The organism is Enterobacter sp. N5-15 (assembly GCF_057221635.1).
Genome location: NZ_CM170150.1, coordinates 1,759,220 through 1,776,974, shown reverse-complemented (window position 1 = coordinate 1,776,974; position 17,755 = coordinate 1,759,220). Strand labels below are relative to the sequence as shown.

The window sequence follows — 17,755 nt, the reverse complement described above, 5'->3', positions numbered from 1 at the left end:
TAGGCCGGGTGAGACTAAGCGCCACCCGGCAAAGCCAACAAGCGGCGCTTAGTCTAACCGGATTTCAACGAATTACTATCCGCAGATGTTACAGCGAGTTATTCGCTCATGGCATCGCGCCAGAGCCTTTCCACAATGCGCTGCGCCAGAATGGCCTGCTCGCCGGACGTTTCAGGAACCGTCTGATTTTGCACGCAGGTGATAAAGTGGCGGGCGCATCCTGCGAAACCGCGCTGCTCCAGGGTGCTCTGCCAGCCTGGCGCCGGGAGCGTCACCACGCCGTTGCCCTTCTCTTCCCGCCACTCGCGCATGTCCGTAATGTCATACAGCGCGCCGTCGGTCACCGCCTGCACGGATTCACGCTGGCTTCCCGCCCGACGGTGCATGCTGGTAGTAATCTGAAGATGCTCAACGGCGAAGTGGTGTTCCGCGTAGACCATCTGCCCCTGGTCATTCGTCAACAGGGTACCGCTTTTCAGCAGCGCTTCGCCGTTGCTCAGCCACAGCGCCGTATCCACAACGTGCAGATAGTCATCCAGAAGGGTGAAGCGCAGATCGTTTGGCCCAATGCTGTCGGTACGGTGCTTATCCATCCGCAGCGAGGCGAGCGTGCCCGACTGCGCCTTCAGCTGCTGATAAAGCGGCGCGAAGCGGCGGTTGAAGCCCACCATCAGCGTCAGTTTTTTGCGCGCGGCCAGCTCAATCAGCCGTTCGGCATCATGAACATTTTCAGCCAGCGGTTTATCCACGCAGACGTGAACCCCCGCATTGAGCAGCTCGCTCACCACCTGATAGTGGGTTGCCGTTGAGGTATGCACAAAGACCGCATCACACTCGCGGGCCAGATCCTGCAGGGAGGCAGCATACGGAATGCGCCAGGTTTCGCAGATACGTTCTGCCTTTTCGCGGGTGGGTGACCATGCCCCTTGCAGGGTCCAGTCCGTCGCCGCACCTAAAACAGGCAGCCAGGCTTTTTGCGCGATGCCGCCCAGCCCCACCACGCCTACGCGTAATTTTTTCACCGTCAGTCTCCCAAATGTGCCAGCAACGCATCCAGACGCTCTTTCAGCCCGGCGACCTCTTCTTCCAGCGCCTCTACCCGCGCGGCAAGAGTGTCATTGATTACTGAGGATTCCGCGTCGCTCTCCACGGTAGCGACATCGACGTCGCCGCTGAACAGATGCATATAGCGGCTTTCACGTTTGCCCGGTTCGCGCGCCAGTCGCACCACGTACGGGCCGTCTTCGCGAGAAGCCAGCCCTTCCAGGGTCTGCTCGACCTCCTGCATATCGCTGAACTCATGCATACGGGAAGCGCGCGTGCGCAGCTCCCCCGGCGTCTGCGCCCCGCGCAGCAGCAGCGTGGTGATGACCGCCACTTCCGCGCTGCTCAGCTTCAGGTCACCGAATTCAGAGTTACAAAAGCGCTGTTCGTATTTGGTCACGCGGTTGCCGAAGCCGCTGACGGTGCGCAGATAGTGGCGTTTTACCAGCGCATCCAGCACGTCCTGAACGTCATGCTCGCTGAGGTTCATCACCGGCTCGCGGTTGGTCTTCTGGTTGCAGGCCATGGTCACGGCGTTGACGGAGAGCGGATACTGCTCCGGCGTGGTGACCTGTTTTTCGAGTAAGCACCCAATCACGCGCGCTTCTGTACCGTTTAGCTGATACTTCATCTTTTCTCCTTAACGACCTGCGGTCCAGTCCCGGGTGGTTAACGCCGTCAGAACGTGGTCGCGCCACTCTCCGTCTATCAGCAGATAGTCTTTAGCGTAACCCTCTTTCTCGAACCCTAAACGCGCCAGCAAATTGCCGCTTCGCTGATTATGCGGCATATAGTTCGCCATGATGCGATGGATATGCTGCGTGCGCTGCATATAGCGGATCGCCACCGTTAACGCCTCGTACATCAGCCCCTGCCCCTGCCATTTCTGGCCGATGGAGTAGCCAAGATAGCAGGCGTGAAACGATCCCCGCACCACGTTTGAAAAATTGGCGATCCCGATAATCTCTTTCTCTTCAGGATCCAGCAGCGCGAAATAAAACGCGCTGCCCTGCTTGTGAAATTCCGTAATCATGCTGAGGCGCGCCTGCCAGCCGGAAGGGTAACAATGGCTCTCATCCCGAACGGGTTCCCAGGGTTTTAAAAACTGGCGATTCTCGGCGTAATAATCCGCCAGACGCCAGGCATCACGCTCATGCACCAGACGAACGACCAGCCTGTCCGTTGTCAGACGCACTTTTGGCACATTACTGCGATAGCCAAACATCGATACCACTCCTTCCCGTCACTTCTGCTTACCCATTAGCTTTACTATACCTGCGCCTGCGCCGTCTGTGAAAACAGTGACATACCATTTTGCCCTCTTTTCATTATTTTCGATGAGAACTCTCTATCAAAGCACCCTTTTGATAAAAAAATATTGTCACGCCCAGGGGTGGGAAAAAACGCGGCGACACCGCAGAATGTTAGCGTGCTCACCTTCTTATTTTCCCTGGAGGGAAAATGTCCCGCGTATCACAGGCCAGGAGCCTGGGTAAATATTTCCTGCTCGTCGATAACATGCTGGTCGTGCTCGGCTTTTTTGTCGTTTTTCCATTGATATCGATCCGCTTTGTCGATCAGATGGGCTGGGCGGCATTAATGGTTGGCATTGCCCTGGGGTTACGCCAGTTTGTCCAGCAGGGTCTGGGCGTCTTTGGCGGGGCCATTGCCGACCGCTTTGGCGCTAAACCGATGATCGTTACCGGTATGCTGCTGCGCGCGGCAGGCTTTGCCACGATGGCGGTCGCCCAAGAGCCCTGGCTGCTCTGGTTCTCCTGTTTCCTCTCCGGTATCGGTGGCACGCTGTTCGATCCGCCACGCACCGCGCTGGTGGTGAAGCTTATTCGCCCCCAGCACCGCGGCCGTTTCTTCTCGATCCTGATGATGCAGGACAGTGCCGGGGCGGTTATCGGCGCCCTGCTGGGAAGCTGGCTGCTGCAGTATGACTTCCGACTGGTCTGCGCGGCGGGCGCGGTGCTCTTTATTCTGTGCGCGCTGTTTAATGGCCTGTTCCTGCCCGCCTGGAAACTGTCGACGGTCAAAGCGCCGGTCCGGGAAGGGCTTGGCCGCGTCCTGCGCGACAAACGTTTTGTCACCTATGTGCTGACCCTGACGGGATACTACATGCTGGCTGTGCAGGTCATGCTGATGCTGCCGATCATGGTTAACGACATTGCGGGCACGCCTGCTGCCGTTAAATGGATGTACGCCATTGAAGCCGCACTCTCCCTGACGCTGCTCTATCCGATTGCCCGCTGGAGCGAGCGGCGTTTTCGTCTGGAGCATCGCCTGATGGCCGGGCTGTTCCTGATGACGCTGAGCATGATGCCGATCGGCCTGGTGAACTCTCTCCAGCAGCTGTTTACCCTGATTTGCACGTTCTATATAGGGTCGATCATCGCCGAGCCTGCCCGTGAAACGCTGAGCGCCTCCCTTGCGGATTCGCGTGCGCGCGGCAGCTATATGGGCTTCAGCCGGCTGGGGCTGGCGCTTGGCGGCGCATTAGGCTACGCCGGCGGCGGCTGGTTGTTTGATGCCGGCAAAGCGTTAAACCAGCCCGAACTCCCGTGGATGATGCTCGGCGCGGTAGGCTTTATGACGCTCCTTGCCCTGTGGTGGCAGTTCAGCCAGAAACGCAGCGCGAGCGGGATGCTCGAGCCTGGCGCGTAGCCTTTCCCTCGGGCGGGAGCCGCTCCCGCCCCACTTCTCAGTTTTTTCTGCTGGTTTCTGCCAATTCACACTGACATACTGACGTAACAGGACAGAAGCGCCGATTTTTCGTTGAGGAACACTATGAAGAAAATTGTCTTTGCCGCGGCATTAGTTGTCAGCGGTCTGCTGGTTGGCTGTAACCAGCTCACGCAATATACCGTCAGTGAACAGGAAATTAATCAGGCGCTGGAAAAACATAACAATTTTTCTAAAGACATTGGCGTGCCGGGGCTGGCGGACGCGCATATCGTGCTCACGAATCTGACCAGCCAGATCGGACGTGAAGAGCCGAACAAAGTCACCCTGGCCGGTGACGCGGATCTCGATATGTCATCCCTCTTTGGCAATCAGAAAGCCAACATCAAGCTCAAGCTGAAGGCACTCCCCGTGTTCAACAAAGAGAAAGGGGCGATTTTCCTCCAGGAGATGGAAGTCGTCGATGCGCAGGTTTCGCCGGACAAGATGGCACCGGTTCTGCAAACCCTGATGCCCTATCTCAACCAGTCGCTGCGTAATTATTTCAACCAGCAGCCCGCGTACGTCTTAAGCGAAGACAAAAGCAAGGGCGAAGCTTTGGCGAAAAAATATGCAAAAGGGATAGAGGTGAAACCGGGAGAAATTATCATTCCTTTCACCGATTAACCTGAAGGGCGCTGCGGCGCCCTTTTTTTTACGGAAAAGTGTGCAAACGAAAACGTTTCCGCTTATGATTTGTGTCCGGCAAAAACAGCCATCCTTATGACTGATTCCTGACAAGCCGGAGCTTCCATGACTGCACAACCCCAGGTTCTTAAAATCCGCCGCCCTGACGACTGGCATATCCATCTGCGTGATGGCGATATGCTGAAAACCGTCGTGCCTTATACCAGCGAAATTTATGGCCGCGCGATTGTCATGCCTAACCTGGTTCCACCAGTCACCACCGTCGATGCCGCGATGGCCTATCGCCAGCGCATCCTGGATGCCGTCCCTGCGGGACACGATTTTACCCCGCTGATGACCTGCTATCTGACCGACTCGCTGGACCCGAACGAAGTGGAGCGTGGGTTTAACGAAGGCGTATTTACGGCGGCGAAACTCTACCCGGCGAATGCCACCACCAACTCCAGCCACGGCGTCACCAGCATTGATGCCATCATGCCGGTTCTGGAACGCATGCAGAAACTGGGCATGCCGCTGCTGGTCCATGGTGAAGTCACGCATGCCGAGATTGACATATTCGACCGTGAAGCCCGCTTTATCGAGACCGTGATGGAGCCTCTGCGCCAGCGCCTGCCCGCGCTTAAAGTGGTCTTTGAGCATATCACCACCAAAGACGCGGCAGAGTATGTGCGTGACGGCAACGAACTTATTGCCGCCACCATTACGCCGCAGCACCTGATGTTTAACCGTAACCACATGCTGGTGGGCGGGGTGCGCCCTCACCTGTACTGCCTGCCGATTCTCAAGCGCAACATCCACCAGCAGGCGCTACGCGAGCTGGTTGCCAGCGGCTTCTCCCGCGCGTTCCTCGGCACCGATTCCGCGCCTCACGCACGCCACCGTAAAGAGGCGAGCTGCGGCTGCGCAGGCTGCTTCAACGCCCCAACGGCGCTTGCCAGCTACGCGACCGTATTTGAAGAGATGAACGCGCTGGAACATTTCGAAGCGTTCTGCTCCCTTAACGGCCCGCGCTTCTACGGCCTGTCGGTCAATGACACCTTCATCGAACTGGAGCGTAAAGCGAGCCACGTTGAGGAATCCATTGCGCTGACGGATGACACGCTGATCCCCTTCCTGGCGGGCGAAACCGTCAACTGGACGGTAAAACGTTAAAAAATCAGTGCCCCTTGTTGTCAAACCGATAATATACCTGTATAAATAAACAGTATATTACACAGGGGGCATTTATGCGTATTGAAGTCACCATAGCCAAAACAACCGTTCTGCCTGCCGGCGCGCTTGATGCACTGGCAGGCGAATTATCCCGCCGTATTAACAACACCTTTCCCGACAACGCCGGTGCCGTAACGGTGCGTTACGCCGCGGCGAACAACCTCTCCGTCATTGGTGCTGCGAAAGAAGATAAAGATCGCATCAGCGAAATCCTGCAGGAAACGTGGGAAAGCGCAGACGACTGGTTTATCACTGATTAACACTGCTCCCTCATTGTGTTTTTTGCCGGGTCGCCCCGGCTTTTTTTTGTTTAAAAATACGGTAAGTTCAAATTAATTCGGCATCTTCTTTAAGAATCGTGAACAAGATGGTGTTTTATTGTTCGAACAATCCTAAAAAGCAGAAAAATGTGTTGCCACCTGTTTATTTTTCCCGTCGGAACCCTTATTACTTGGTATACTGAAGTTGCTTTCAGAAAAACATGCATTGAACCTCAGAGCCGTTGTCTTCTAACACGCATTAAGGGGGTTATAATGGAAAAGAATAGTGAAGTGATCCAGACCCATCCACTCGTTGGCTGGGATATCAGTACCGTAGATAGCTACGATGCGCTGATGCTGCGTTTGCACTACCAGACCCCGAATCAACTCAACCGTGAAGAAGCGGAAGTTGGACAGACGCTGTGGCTAACAACAGACGTCGCCCGTCAGTTTATTTCTATTTTAGAGGCAGGTATTGCAAAAATAGAATCTGGCGACTATCAGGAAAATGAGTATAAACGGCACTAAGCTTATGCCCACTTTTCTCTCTACAGGCACCCTCGCGGTGCCTTATTTATTTCTCCCTTGTCTAACCCCGCGTTGTTAATTACTCTGCTAACAAAACGTCAGTTTACGAGATGCATATGAGATACGACTTAATCATTATTGGTAGCGGCTCCGTGGGTTCCGCCGCCGGTTATTACGCAACGCAGGCAGGTCTGAAGGTCCTGATGATCGATGCCCATCTTCCTCCCCATGCGGAGGGTAGCCATCATGGCGATACCCGCCTCATGCGCCATGCGTATGGAGAAGGCGAGCGCTATGTACCGCTGGTGCTTCGCGCCCAGACGCTGTGGGACGAGCTGGCGAAACAGACCGAAGAGCGTATTTTCGAGCGTACCGGCGTTATCAACCTTGGCCCTGCCCACTCTGATTTTCTCGCCAGCGTCGAGCGCAGCGCGAAAGCCTTTAATCTCGATGTTGAGAAGCTGGACGCCACGGGCATTACCGCGCGCTGGCCTGAAATTAGCGTCCCGGACGATTACATTGGCCTCTTTGAAGCCCACTCCGGCGTATTGCATTGTGAAACGGCGATCAAAACCTGGATCGATCTTGCCGCGAAAGCCGGCTGTGCGCAGCTGTTTAACTGTCCGGTGGAGGCCATCACCCATGACGAGAATGGCGTCACGGTAACGACTATTGACGGCGACTATTCAGCGTCCCGCCTGCTCGTCAGCGCAGGGACCTGGGTCACTCGCCTGCTGCCGGAACTGCCGATCCAGCCGGTGCGCAAGGTCTTCTCCTGGTTCCAGTCGGATGGTCGCTACAGCGCGCAGAATAAATTCCCGGCCTTCACCGGCGAACTGCCGAATGGCGATCAGTTCTACGGTTTCCCTTCCGAGAAAGACGCGCTGAAAATCGGTAAACACAACGGCGGCCAGGCTATCACCTCCCCTGAAGAGCGTAAGCCTTTCGGCGCCTTTCCACAGGATGGTTCGGAAGCCTTCTCGTTCCTGCGTACTATCCTTCCGGGCGTCGGTGGCTTGCTGTATGGCGCGGCCTGTACCTACGACAACACGCCGGATGAAGACTTCATCATTGATACGCTGCCCGGGCATGACAACACCCTGCTTATCACCGGGCTGAGCGGCCACGGCTTTAAGTTCGCTTCCGTGCTGGGTGAAATCGCCGCGCAGTTTGCCCAGGGTATCACGCCGCAGTTTGATCTGACGCCCTTCTCACTCTCGCGTTTTAACGGATAATCCGCACGGGCTCCGGACGTTCCGGGGCCCGTGTCATTCACACTGCATTACGGGGCGTTATGCGCAGGATCGTTAGCTTTCTTATGAATAATATTCGCGAGCACTTTATGCTCTATATCTTATTGTGGGCGCTGCTGGCCATTATTGATTTTGTTTACATTGTATTTTATTGAAAGTCCCGGCTGACAATAATTGACATTTATTTAGCTTTGTTGAAAATCTCAATTCCATCTTGCACGAAGACATTGAATTACCTTTATCAATCCTGTTCAAAAGCGCTGAAATAAATAAAATAAAAATCAATAGACAATTTTTTCAGTTGCAATATCACATCTTCCCGTTCATTTTTACCCTTCGGTTAATTTGAAAATGGACATTCTGATGCAATTGCGTAACTCCTCCCGGCGCTACGGAATAATATCCATAGGTTTGCACTGGATATTTGCTATTGCCGTCTACGGTATGTTTGGACTTGGGCTCTGGATGGTCACGCTCAGCTATTACGATGGCTGGTATCACCAGGCACCGGAGTTACATAAAAGCATTGGCGTCCTCCTGATGCTGGGGCTGGTTTTTCGCGTAATCTGGCGGCATGTTTCCCCGCCGCCCGCCGCGCCGAAGACCCATGGCAAAATGACCCGCCTGAGTGCAGTTGCCGCGCATATTGCGCTCTATGCGCTGCTTTTCGCCATTCTTATCAGCGGCTACCTTATCTCGACGGCGGACGGTAAGCCGATTAGCGTCTTTGGCCTTTTTGACGTCCCGGCAACGCTCAGCGATGCGGGCGCTCAGGCTGACACTGCAGGGGTCGTTCACCTCTGGCTTGCGTGGAGCGTCGTGATCCTGTCGGTACTGCACGGGCTTGCCGCCCTCAAACACCATTTTATTGATAAAGACGATACGCTAAAGCGCATGCTTGGCCGCTCGTCAGTTGACTCTGGAGCATAAAATGAAAAAACACCTGCTGGGTATCGCCCTGGGTTCTCTGTTATTCACCGCCGGTTCCGCCGTGGCGGCCGATTATAAAATTGATAAAGAGGGCCAGCACGCTTTCGTCAATTTCCGTATTCAGCACCTGGGATACAGCTGGCTGTACGGTACCTTTAAGGATTTTGACGGCACATTCACCTTTGACGAGAAAAATCCTGCCGCCGACAAGGTCAACGTGACCATTAATACTAACAGCGTGGATACCAATCATGCTGAACGTGATAAACATCTGCGCAGTGGCGAATTCCTCAATGTCGGGAAATACCAACAGGCTACTTTCACCTCCACGGAAGTGAAAAAAGAGGGTGATAAGCTGAATATTACCGGCAACCTGACGCTTAACGGCGTAACAAAACCGGTCACGCTTGATGCTAAATTACTGGGTCAGGGTGACGATCCGTGGGGCGGTAAACGCGCAGGATTTGAAGCAGCGGGTAAAATTCACCTGAAAGATTTTAATATCACAACGGATTTAGGCCCGGCGTCTCAGGACGTTGAGCTGATTATTTCCGTTGAAGGTGTGCAGCAGAAATCATAATAGATTCGCCCGGCAGGCTTTTGCCCTGCCGGGCGTTATTATCATTCCGGGTCGGGGATACCCAGCCTGGTATTCAGACGGCCGCGTGATTTATTGAAAATCTTGTTGCCGTTTTCACGTCCTGCGCGGCGGCGACGCTGCTCTTCTTCCGGCAGGATGCTCTCTTCGCTGCACAGCTCGCTACAGCAGCCGTTAAACTTCTCGGCACAGGCCGGGCACTGAATAAACAGCAGATGGCACCCGTCGTTTTTGCAGTTGGTATGGGTATCGCACGGTGCGCCGCACTGGTGGCACTGGGCAATAACGTCTTCCGAAATACGCTCCCCCATACGCTCGTCAAAGACAAAGTTTTTCCCGATAAAGCGTACCGGTAAACCCTGTTCACGGGCACGGCGGGCGTACTCGATAATGCCGCCTTCAATATGCCAGACCTTATTAAAGCCGTTGTGCTTCATCCACGCGCTGGCTTTCTCACAGCGGATACCGCCGGTGCAGTACATAACGATCTTTTTATCTTTATGTTCCTGCATCATCTCAACCGCTTTGGGCAGCTGCTCGCGGAAGGTGTCGGCCGGAATTTCCATCGCGTTCTCGAAATGCCCCACTTCGTACTCATAGTGGTTACGCATATCAATGAACACGGCATCCGGATCGTCCAGCATTGCATTCACTTCCGCAGCCTTCAGATATTCACCGACATCCGCCGCGTTAAACGCAGGATCGTCAATACCGTCCGCCACGATGCGCTCACGCACCTTCATGCGCAGCACCCAGAAGGATTTCCCGTCATCGTCCAGAGCAATGTTCAGGCGTAAGCCGTCAAGGGCCGGATCGAAGTGATAAAGAGCGTCACGGAAAGCGCTGACTTTGCTTTCCGGTACGCTAATTTGCGCGTTGATGCCTTCACGGGCAAGGTAGACGCGGCCGAAGACGTTCAGCGCCGTGAACGCCTGATAAAGCGCATCGCGGGTCGCCTGTGGATCGTTGATGGTGAAATATTTGTAGAAAGAGATGGTTGTGCGCGGTTCGGTTTCAGCCAACATGCGCGCTTTTAACATCTCATTCGACACGCGGTTGTGTAACACTGGCATGGTGTACAGTCCTGGAATCGTTAGAGAGAATGAAAAATCGGTCGGCATCATATAGCAAATAAAACCAATTTACATCCACACAATTTACGCTACATTTCACACACCCTGATTAATCAGGATTAACAATTGCTGTATTCGTGCACGCTTCGAAAGCAGATATTTTGGCTACGTCTCAAAAAATGAGACACTAGCAAAACAGGACGTTTGAAAACAGGAATGACATGACCCAGTTACCAAAATTTACTGCCGCCCTTTTGCATCCCCGTTATTGGTTGACCTGGCTTGGCATCGGCTTTTTATGGCTTCTGGTACAGCTTCCCTACCCTGTTATTTTTCGGTTGGGTAAATTTCTGGGCCGTTTCGCGCAGCTGTTTATGAAGCGTCGCGCCAGAATCGCGTACCGCAATCTTGAACTGTGTTTTCCGCAGATGAGCGAGTCAGAGCGTCACGATATGGTCGCGAAGAATTTCGAATCCGTCGGGATGGGGCTCATGGAAACCGGTATGGCGTGGTTCTGGCCGGACAAACGCATGGCCCGCTGGAGCGAGGTGACGGGGACCGGCATGGAGCCGGTGCATACGCTTCAGGCCAATCAGACGGGCGTTCTGCTGATCGGCGTCCATTTCCTGACGCTGGAAATAGGGGCGCGCATGTTCGGCATGCAGGCGCCCGGCATTGGCGTTTATCGTCCTAACGATAACCCGGTCATTGATTTAATCCAGACCAACGGCCGCATGCGCTCCAACAAAAGCATGATCGACCGTAAAGATCTGAAGGGGATGATCCGCGCGCTGAAATCCGGTGAAGTGGTCTGGTATGCCCCCGACCACGACTATGGCCCACAGGCCAGCGTATTTGTCCCCTTCTTCGCCGTTGAAGAGGCCGCCACAACGACCGGTACCTGGATGCTGGCGCGCATGTCCAAAGCCGCCATCGTGCCTTTTGTCCCCCGCCGTAAGCCGGATGGTTCAGGCTACGAGCTGATGATGCTGGAGCCGGAACTCGCGCCGCCGCTTGACGATGCAGAAACCACCGCGCGCTGGATGAACAGCGTTGTGGAGAAGTGCATCATGCTGGCGCCTGAGCAGTATATGTGGCTGCACCGCCGTTTCAAAACGCGCCCTCAAGGGACGCCGTCCCGCTATTAATCCTCATGCGGTCCTCAGGGCCGCATGCCGTTTTAGCTTTAAAAGCTCCTCCTCATTGCGGCATTCATAACCCAGGCGCATAATTAGCAGGCTTATTACTTTATGCTTCAGGTGCTCTGCACCTCATTATGCGGATTTTTATGTCACCCTCAGATGCCCCCATAAACTGGAAGCGTAACCTCACGGTTGCGTGGCTTGGCTGTTTTCTTACCGGCGCGGCGTTTAGCCTGGTCATGCCCTTCCTGCCGCTCTACGTCGAACAGCTTGGCGTAACGGGCCACAGCGCGCTCAATATGTGGTCCGGCCTGGTATTCAGCATCACGTTTCTCTTTTCCGCGATAGCCTCGCCCTTCTGGGGCGGCCTTGCCGACCGCAAGGGACGTAAAATCATGCTGCTGCGCTCGGCGCTTGGGATGGCCATTATCATGGCGCTGATGGGCGTGGCGCAGAACGTCTGGCAGTTTCTGATCCTGCGCGCGCTGCTGGGCCTGCTGGGAGGATTTATTCCTAACGCGAACGCCCTGATAGCCACGCAAATCCCCCGCCATAAGAGCGGCTGGGCGCTAGGAACGCTCTCCACCGGCGGCGTGAGCGGTGCTCTGCTGGGACCGCTGGCCGGGGGATTACTGGCGGATAACTACGGCCTGCGTCCGGTTTTTTTCATCACCGCCAGCGTGTTGTTCCTGTGCTTTATCGTCACCCTGCTCTGTATTCGTGAAAACTTCACGCCTGTCGCCAAAAAAGAGATGCTCCACGCCAGGGAGGTGCTGACCTCGCTTAAAAATCCCAGACTGGTGCTGAGCCTGTTCGTGACGACAATGATTATCCAGGTGGCGACCGGGTCGATTGCCCCTATTCTGACGCTGTACGTTCGCGACCTGGCGGGTAACGTCAGCAGTATTGCGTTCATCAGCGGGCTGATTGCCTCCGTACCCGGCGTGGCGGCGCTGCTGAGCGCCCCGAGGCTGGGAAAACTGGGGGACCGGGTGGGTCCGGAAAAAATCCTGATCTGCGCGCTGGTGATTTCCGTCCTGCTGCTTATTCCGATGTCGATGGTGCAAACGCCATGGCAGCTGGGCTTACTTCGCTTTTTGCTGGGTGCCGCCGACGGCGCGCTGCTGCCCGCCGTACAGACCCTGCTGGTCTACAACTCCACGAACCAGATTGCCGGGCGTATTTTCAGCTATAACCAGTCATTCCGGGATATCGGCAACGTCACCGGACCGCTGCTCGGGGCCGGGATATCCGCCAGCTTCGGTTTTCGCGCCGTCTTTATCGTGACGGCGGGCGTCGTGTTGTTCAATGCCATTTATTCATGGTTCAGTTTATCCCGTGCGCTACGGCCCGTGACGGAATAAGACGAACGCCTGACGGCTTATTTTCGCATTCATACTTGCAGAATCTTATATTCAGCTATTCTTTCCCTGAAACCTTCTGGAAAACAGGGAGACACCAATGACCATGTACGCCACGCTGGAAGAAGCTATTGATGCCGCTCGTGAAGAGTTCCTCGCCGACAACCCCGGCGTTGAAGAAGAAGATGCTGACGTGCAACAGCTTAATATCCAAAAATACGTTCTGCAGGACGGGGATATTATGTGGCAGGCCGAATTCTTTGCCGATGAAGGTGAAGAAGGGGAATGTTTGCCGATATTAAGCGGTGAAGGTGCGCAGGCCGTCTTTGATGGCGACTATGACGAAATCGAACTTCGGCAGGAATGGCTGGAGGAGAACACCCTGCACGAGTGGGATGAGGGTGAGTTTCAGCTCGAGCCGCCGCTGGATACGGAAGAAGGTCAAACCGCTGCCGATGAGTGGGACGAGCGTTAATTTACGCTATTCGTAAGGGCCGTGGCTGGCATCGATCGGCAGCAACAGCGTGTCGAAAATCAGCGAGAACGGCAGATCGAGCACGGTCAGATAGCGCCATGCGGAATCACGGAGATCCCATTTCACGCCCGGGTAATACTGATTACCGTGGCCCTGCCCTGGAATGGTGCGACTGATGATACTGCCGCAGCCGCTGAGCAGGCATGCCATCAGAACGACGATGATTATTCTCATCTCTAGCCTCTAAAAAAATACCGGCCTCACAGCCGGTATTTTATCTGGCGGGTGGCGCTTCGCCTACCCGCCCTGCTTAACAACTTACTTCGCCTTCAGTGCAAGCGGATTCAGCTTCACGTCCTTATAGTAGTTCACCCACGAAGAGTATTTCTCCGGAGCGGACCACACGCGGTAGTGAAGACGCGCCATTGTCACCGGGTCGCTCAACAGCACCAGTCGACGGTCGCGGTTGAGTTTTTCCGGGGTCTCGTTAAGCGCCTGCTCAACGTGACGATCGCGAGCAATCTCCAGCACCTGGCTGGCACGGTGACGCGCCGTCGCCATTGCCGTTGCCAGGGCGTTGAATGACGGGTTAAACACGGCGTGCATGAAGCCGTCATCCAGCGAGCGACTGCGGTTCTGTTCCAGATAACGATCGGTATCCACCAGCACCTGCGGCGGGGAATACTCTTCCGGGATCAGGAACAGTTTCCAGCGTTTGGTTCGCAGCCCCACCGTTGAACGGCTGGAAATCACGGACACAAACGGCGACAGGATCAGCGAGAAGACAATCGGCGCCAGCCAGAACAGGAAGCGCAGATCCAGCCAGGCCATACCGGCCGCCCACACCAGACCCAGCAGCAGCTGAGAACCGTGGCGCATAAAGGCTTCACTCCACGGCGTAGAGTCGTCATCACGCTGCGGCGAGTTCCAGACCACTTCCCAGCCCAGGAACGCACTGACCACGAACACGGTGTGGAACAGCATACGTACCGGCGCCAGCAGCACGGAGAACAGCACTTCCAGCAGCAGTGAAAGGGTCACGCGGAAGAAACCGCCGTACTCTTTCGAGCCTTTGCACCAGATCAGAATGATGCTGAGCAGCTTAGGCAGGAACAGCAGCACCATGGTGGAGGCAAACAGCGCAATCGCCAGCTCCGGACGCCACTGCGGCCACACCGGGAAGAGCTGGCGCGGTTGCAGGAAGTATTGCGGCTCCGTCAGGGCATGGACGACCTGCAGCGCAGTGGAGAGCGCGAGGAACATAAACCACAGCGGTGCGGAGAGATAAGACATCACGCCCGTCAGGAACACCGCACGGTGAACCGGGTGCATCCCTTTTACCAGGAACAGGCGAAAGTTCATCAGGTTACCATGACACCAGCGGCGGTCACGCTTGAGCTCGTCAAGCAGGTTTGGCGGCAGCTCTTCGTACGATCCCGGCAGGTCGTAGGCAATCCAGACGCCCCAGCCAGCACGACGCATCAGCGCCGCTTCTACGAAGTCATGCGACAGAATAGAGCCGGCAAACGAACCCTCACCCGGCAGCGGCGCCAGCGCACAGTGCTCAATGAACGGCTTCACGCGGATAATGGCGTTGTGACCCCAGTAGTGCGACTCACCCAGCTGCCAGAAGTGCAGACCCGCCGTAAACAGCGGCCCGTAAACACGGGTGGCGAACTGCTGGCAGCGCGCGTAAAGGGTGTCCATGCCGGACGCTTTTGGCGAGGACTGAATGATACCCGCGTTAGGGTTGGCTTCCATCAGACGCACCAGGCCGCTCAGGCAGTCTCCGCTCATGACGGAGTCAGCATCCAGCACCACCATGTAGCTGTACTGGTTACCCCAGCGACGGCAGAAGTCATCGATGTTACCGCTTTTACGCTTCACACGACGGCGGCGGCGGCGGTAGAAGATCTGGCCTTCGCCCTGCACTTCTGCAATCAGCTCCATCCACGCTTTTTGTTCTGCAACGCAGATATCCGGGTTGTAGCTGTCGCTCAGGATGTAAACGTCAAAATGCTCCGCGTTGCCGGTCGCCTTTACGGACTCCCAGGTCGCACGCAGGCCCGCGAATACGCGGTCAACGTCTTCGTTACAGATAGGCATAATCAGCGCGGTACGGTGCTCGGGATTGAGGGGTTCATCCCCGACCGTTGACGCTGAAATGCTGTATTTGTCACGCCCCATCAGCAGCTGCAGGAAGCCCATCAGCGCGGTCCAGAAACCGGCAGAGACCCAGCAGAAGAGGACCGCGAACAGTAGAAGAATGCCGCTCTGCAGGATATACGGCAGCAGCTGCATGAAGGAGACCCAGAGATCCTGGCCCATCATGTCCGTCGGGTTGATAAACGCCCAGCCCTGGTAAGGCAGAATGGTTTTCATATACCAGGTCGCGACGACGGTCTGCGCCAGCGTCAGAAGCAGCAGGATATAGCGACGGATTGTCCCCACGGTACGCCATTTCTGTTCGGACGCCTGCTCTTCTTTCGTCAGGCGCGACAGATAGCGCGGCGTAACATCACGCCCGCGCAGGCGATCCCAGAAACGGCCCACCGGGTTGGTGCGCCATGGGTCGGGGAACATAGAGGAACGCGTGGCCTTCGGCATCGCCTGAAGCTGATCGCGTCCTTCATCGTCTTTAATCAACTGCCCTTCCGCCAGCGAGTCCGGCCAGGCCTGCTCCAGACGCGCCTTGACTGACCCGAGCGGCGTATCATCATCACGAGAAAACGTATGATGTTCACCATCCAGCGCGGTGTGAACCGCGCGGATGTCGCTCTTAGGCAGTGCCGCTTTTTCGATATCCGTCAGCGGCATGGCATCAATATATTCAGATGTATTATTCATTGGCAGGTAGCTGATAGCTCCAGGTTTCACTCAGCGGCTGATCGTTACTGACCAGCGCAGCACGCATTTCAGTGGTCTGTTTCGGATCTTTCACTTTCACGCGCAGGGTCAGACGCCAGCCTTTGGTTACCGGGTTGTAACGCACGGTATTCTCAACGATTTCACCGTTATCACCGATGCTGGCCTGAGCGGCAACGGCGGTGTCCGGTGATAGTTTCTTCATATCCTGGCCCGTGAAGTCCACGACGAACGCCACGGTACCGTCAGGCTGACGGATAAGATTTGACTGCTTCACATCACCCGTTGAGCGGCGAGTCTGCATCACATACGCGTTATCCGGCGCATGCAGCTTATCTTCGTCGCGGCTGAAGGTAATGGTGTACTTGAAGTTCATCTCTTTACCGGCTTCCGGCAGCTGATCCGGTGTCCAGTAAGCGACGATGTTATCGTTGGTTTCGTCGTTGGTTGGAATTTCTACCAGCTCGACCTTACCTTTACCCCAGTCACCGTTTGGCGTGACCCAGGCGCTTGGACGCTGGTCATAGCGATCGTCCAAATCTTCAAAGCGGGAGAACTGACGACCACGCTGCAGCAGGCCGAAACCTTGCGGGTTTTCCATTGCGAAGCTGCTAACCGCCAGATGTTTCGGGTTATTCAGCGGACGCCAGATCCACTCACCGTTACCGGCATGAATAGACAGACCGTTGGAGTCATGCAGTTCCGGGCGGAAGTTGGTTGCCGGAGACGGCTGGTTCGGCCCAAACAGGAACATGCTGGTCAGCGGTGCAACGCCCAGTTTGCCCACTTTATCACGCAGGTAAACCTTGGACTGCACGTCAACTACCGTGTCACGACCCGGCATAATCACAAAGCGATAGGCACCGGTTGCACGCGGGGAATCCAGCAGCGCATAAATGGTCAGACGTTTATCCGTTGGTTTTGGACGTTCAATCCAGAACTCACGGAAACGCGGGAACTCTTCACCTGATGGCAGCGCGGTATCAATAGCCAGACCACGCGCAGAAAGCCCGTATACCTGCCCCGCGCCAATGACGCGGAAATAGCTGGCACCCAGCATGCTGACGATTTCGTCGTTTTTATCTTTGCTGTTGATCGGGTAAAGCACCTTAAAGCCTGCGAAGCCCAGGTCTTTCACCGTATCTTTGTCGTGTTGCACATTGCCAAAGTTGAAGTAATCCGGGCTGTACTTAATCTTACGAACCGCAGTCGCCGTTACTTCATTGATGGCAACAGGCGTGTCGAAGTACATACCCTGATGATAAAATTCAAGCTTGAACGGGGTTTTAATATTGCTCCAGTACGCTTTATCGTGATTGAACTGGATCTGCTGATAGTCCGCATACTTCATGTCGCGGAAAACGGAGGGCAAGTTACTTTTCGGCGCTTCGTAGCTCTTGCCTGCCATCGATTTTGCCTGTTTTGCGACATCGTCGATGTTAAAGGCCAGTGCCGATGAGGTATACAGTGACAACACCACTGCAGCACCTAACCAACGCATTTTCATCATCTGTGGTTTATGTTTCATAATAAGTAAGCACTTCCCCCTTTGTGTGCTTATATCGATCCGATCCATTTTAATGGAAACTCAGGCAATCCGACAACATTATCACTGCTTTGTTCAGCTGCTGGCTCATGG

General features: G+C 55.2%; 19 protein-coding genes. 12 read left to right on the top strand and 7 right to left on the bottom strand.

Annotation, left to right across the window (positions count from 1 at the left end; genetic code table 11):
• Nucleotides 1-98: 98 nt before the first annotated feature.
• From AC2TE5_RS08365 to rimJ, 3 genes are read right to left on the bottom strand one after another with little or no spacing between them, the layout of a single operon-like run.
• Nucleotides 99-1,022, bottom strand: coding sequence for a Gfo/Idh/MocA family protein (locus AC2TE5_RS08365; RefSeq protein WP_484613013.1), 924 nt, complete (start codon nt 1,020-1,022; stop codon nt 99-101).
• Nucleotides 1,023-1,024: 2 nt separating this feature from the next.
• On the bottom strand, nt 1,025-1,675 hold the full coding sequence (locus tag AC2TE5_RS08360; protein ID WP_484613012.1) for a YceH family protein: 651 nt from the start codon (nt 1,673-1,675) through the stop codon (nt 1,025-1,027).
• Nucleotides 1,676-1,684: 9 nt separating this feature from the next.
• Nucleotides 1,685-2,269, bottom strand: a complete 585-nt coding sequence (gene rimJ / locus AC2TE5_RS08355) for a ribosomal protein S5-alanine N-acetyltransferase (RefSeq protein ID WP_008500822.1) — start codon at nt 2,267-2,269, stop codon at nt 1,685-1,687.
• A gap of 236 nt (nt 2,270-2,505) precedes the next feature.
• On the opposite strand from rimJ, the gene mdtH reads away from it, so the two are divergent.
• The 9 genes from mdtH to AC2TE5_RS08310 all read left to right on the top strand — a co-directional run bounded on the left by mdtH (nt 2,506) and on the right by AC2TE5_RS08310 (nt 9,182).
• On the top strand, nt 2,506-3,714 hold the full coding sequence (gene mdtH / locus AC2TE5_RS08350; RefSeq protein WP_213328265.1) for a multidrug efflux MFS transporter MdtH: 1,209 nt from the start codon (nt 2,506-2,508) through the stop codon (nt 3,712-3,714).
• Between the two features lie 123 nt (nt 3,715-3,837).
• Nucleotides 3,838-4,398 (top strand): lipoprotein, encoded by a 561-nt coding sequence (locus AC2TE5_RS08345; RefSeq protein WP_023311126.1) that lies wholly within the window; start codon nt 3,838-3,840, stop codon nt 4,396-4,398.
• A 126-nt stretch (nt 4,399-4,524) separates the two neighbouring features.
• Nucleotides 4,525-5,571 (top strand): dihydroorotase, encoded by a 1,047-nt coding sequence (gene pyrC, locus AC2TE5_RS08340; protein ID WP_484613011.1) that lies wholly within the window; start codon nt 4,525-4,527, stop codon nt 5,569-5,571.
• Nucleotides 5,572-5,645: 74 nt separating this feature from the next.
• The gene (dinI, locus tag AC2TE5_RS08335) at nt 5,646-5,891 is read left to right on the top strand and encodes a DNA damage-inducible protein I (protein ID WP_008500826.1); all 246 of its coding nucleotides are present in this window, start codon (nt 5,646-5,648) and stop codon (nt 5,889-5,891) included.
• A gap of 273 nt (nt 5,892-6,164) precedes the next feature.
• Nucleotides 6,165-6,419: a biofilm formation regulator BssS gene (gene bssS / locus AC2TE5_RS08330; RefSeq protein WP_008500827.1), complete on the top strand. Its 255-nt coding sequence runs from the start codon at nt 6,165-6,167 to the stop codon at nt 6,417-6,419.
• 116 nt (nt 6,420-6,535) lie between these two features.
• Nucleotides 6,536-7,654, top strand: a complete 1,119-nt coding sequence (gene solA / locus AC2TE5_RS08325) for an N-methyl-L-tryptophan oxidase (protein ID WP_484613010.1) — start codon at nt 6,536-6,538, stop codon at nt 7,652-7,654.
• 59 nt (nt 7,655-7,713) lie between these two features.
• Complete coding sequence (locus AC2TE5_RS08320) at nt 7,714-7,827, top strand: YceO family protein (protein ID WP_032638658.1); 114 nt, start codon at nt 7,714-7,716, stop codon at nt 7,825-7,827.
• A 208-nt stretch (nt 7,828-8,035) separates the two neighbouring features.
• Entirely contained in the window at nt 8,036-8,602 is a 567-nt protein-coding gene (locus AC2TE5_RS08315) for a cytochrome b (protein ID WP_063145757.1), read from the top strand.
• A gap of 1 nt (nt 8,603) precedes the next feature.
• Nucleotides 8,604-9,182 (top strand): YceI family protein, encoded by a 579-nt coding sequence (locus tag AC2TE5_RS08310; RefSeq protein ID WP_484613009.1) that lies wholly within the window; start codon nt 8,604-8,606, stop codon nt 9,180-9,182.
• A 41-nt stretch (nt 9,183-9,223) separates the two neighbouring features.
• On the opposite strand, the gene trhO is transcribed toward AC2TE5_RS08310, so the two are convergent.
• The gene (gene trhO / locus AC2TE5_RS08305) at nt 9,224-10,273 is read right to left on the bottom strand and encodes an oxygen-dependent tRNA uridine(34) hydroxylase TrhO (protein WP_213328268.1); all 1,050 of its coding nucleotides are present in this window, start codon (nt 10,271-10,273) and stop codon (nt 9,224-9,226) included.
• Between the two features lie 221 nt (nt 10,274-10,494).
• Here trhO and AC2TE5_RS08300 point away from each other — a divergent pair, with 221 nt between their 5' ends.
• The 3 genes from AC2TE5_RS08300 (at nt 10,495) to AC2TE5_RS08290 (ending at nt 13,251) form a co-directional block, all read left to right on the top strand.
• A complete protein-coding gene (locus AC2TE5_RS08300; protein ID WP_032658045.1) occupies nt 10,495-11,421 on the top strand; it encodes a Kdo(2)-lipid IV(A) acyltransferase in 927 nt (308 codons plus the stop codon).
• Between the two features lie 140 nt (nt 11,422-11,561).
• Nucleotides 11,562-12,779 carry a multidrug efflux MFS transporter MdtG gene (gene mdtG / locus AC2TE5_RS08295; protein WP_484613008.1) on the top strand — a complete coding sequence of 406 codons (1,218 nt, stop codon included), beginning with the start codon at nt 11,562-11,564 and terminating at the stop codon, nt 12,777-12,779.
• 97 nt (nt 12,780-12,876) lie between these two features.
• Nucleotides 12,877-13,251 carry a MysB family protein gene (locus tag AC2TE5_RS08290; protein WP_023311118.1) on the top strand — a complete coding sequence of 125 codons (375 nt, stop codon included), beginning with the start codon at nt 12,877-12,879 and terminating at the stop codon, nt 13,249-13,251.
• 6 nt (nt 13,252-13,257) lie between these two features.
• Here AC2TE5_RS08290 and AC2TE5_RS08285 read toward each other — a convergent pair whose 3' ends face one another.
• The 3 genes from AC2TE5_RS08285 to mdoG all read right to left on the bottom strand — a co-directional run bounded on the left by AC2TE5_RS08285 (nt 13,258) and on the right by mdoG (nt 17,644).
• Entirely contained in the window at nt 13,258-13,485 is a 228-nt protein-coding gene (locus AC2TE5_RS08285) for a YceK/YidQ family lipoprotein (RefSeq protein ID WP_008500835.1), read from the bottom strand.
• Nucleotides 13,486-13,569: 84 nt separating this feature from the next.
• Nucleotides 13,570-16,098 carry a glucans biosynthesis glucosyltransferase MdoH gene (gene mdoH / locus AC2TE5_RS08280; RefSeq protein ID WP_193940015.1) on the bottom strand — a complete coding sequence of 843 codons (2,529 nt, stop codon included), beginning with the start codon at nt 16,096-16,098 and terminating at the stop codon, nt 13,570-13,572.
• Complete coding sequence (gene mdoG / locus AC2TE5_RS08275) at nt 16,091-17,644, bottom strand: glucans biosynthesis protein MdoG (protein ID WP_021240787.1); 1,554 nt, start codon at nt 17,642-17,644, stop codon at nt 16,091-16,093. Before mdoG ends, mdoH begins: the two co-directional genes overlap by 8 nt.
• Nucleotides 17,645-17,755: the final 111 nt, after the last annotated feature.

Bases quoted from the DNA above. Each gene is read 5' to 3' on its own strand.
- AC2TE5_RS08360 (WP_484613012.1), bottom strand. From the start codon at position 1,675: ATGAAGTATCAGCTAAACGGTACAGAAGCGCGCGTGATTGGGTGCTTA.
- rimJ (WP_008500822.1), bottom strand. From the start codon at position 2,269: ATGTTTGGCTATCGCAGTAATGTGCCAAAAGTGCGTCTGACAACGGAC.
- mdtH (WP_213328265.1), top strand. From the start codon at position 2,506: ATGTCCCGCGTATCACAGGCCAGGAGCCTGGGTAAATATTTCCTGCTC.
- AC2TE5_RS08345 (WP_023311126.1), top strand. From the start codon at position 3,838: ATGAAGAAAATTGTCTTTGCCGCGGCATTAGTTGTCAGCGGTCTGCTG.
- pyrC (WP_484613011.1), top strand. From the start codon at position 4,525: ATGACTGCACAACCCCAGGTTCTTAAAATCCGCCGCCCTGACGACTGG.
- dinI (WP_008500826.1), top strand. From the start codon at position 5,646: ATGCGTATTGAAGTCACCATAGCCAAAACAACCGTTCTGCCTGCCGGC.
- bssS (WP_008500827.1), top strand. From the start codon at position 6,165: ATGGAAAAGAATAGTGAAGTGATCCAGACCCATCCACTCGTTGGCTGG.
- solA (WP_484613010.1), top strand. From the start codon at position 6,536: ATGAGATACGACTTAATCATTATTGGTAGCGGCTCCGTGGGTTCCGCC.
- AC2TE5_RS08320 (WP_032638658.1), top strand. From the start codon at position 7,714: ATGCGCAGGATCGTTAGCTTTCTTATGAATAATATTCGCGAGCACTTT.
- AC2TE5_RS08315 (WP_063145757.1), top strand. From the start codon at position 8,036: ATGCAATTGCGTAACTCCTCCCGGCGCTACGGAATAATATCCATAGGT.
- AC2TE5_RS08310 (WP_484613009.1), top strand. From the start codon at position 8,604: ATGAAAAAACACCTGCTGGGTATCGCCCTGGGTTCTCTGTTATTCACC.
- trhO (WP_213328268.1), bottom strand. From the start codon at position 10,273: ATGCCAGTGTTACACAACCGCGTGTCGAATGAGATGTTAAAAGCGCGC.
- AC2TE5_RS08300 (WP_032658045.1), top strand. From the start codon at position 10,495: ATGACCCAGTTACCAAAATTTACTGCCGCCCTTTTGCATCCCCGTTAT.
- mdtG (WP_484613008.1), top strand. From the start codon at position 11,562: ATGTCACCCTCAGATGCCCCCATAAACTGGAAGCGTAACCTCACGGTT.
- AC2TE5_RS08290 (WP_023311118.1), top strand. From the start codon at position 12,877: ATGACCATGTACGCCACGCTGGAAGAAGCTATTGATGCCGCTCGTGAA.
- AC2TE5_RS08285 (WP_008500835.1), bottom strand. From the start codon at position 13,485: ATGAGAATAATCATCGTCGTTCTGATGGCATGCCTGCTCAGCGGCTGC.
- mdoH (WP_193940015.1), bottom strand. From the start codon at position 16,098: ATGAATAATACATCTGAATATATTGATGCCATGCCGCTGACGGATATC.
- mdoG (WP_021240787.1), bottom strand. From the start codon at position 17,644: ATGAAACATAAACCACAGATGATGAAAATGCGTTGGTTAGGTGCTGCA.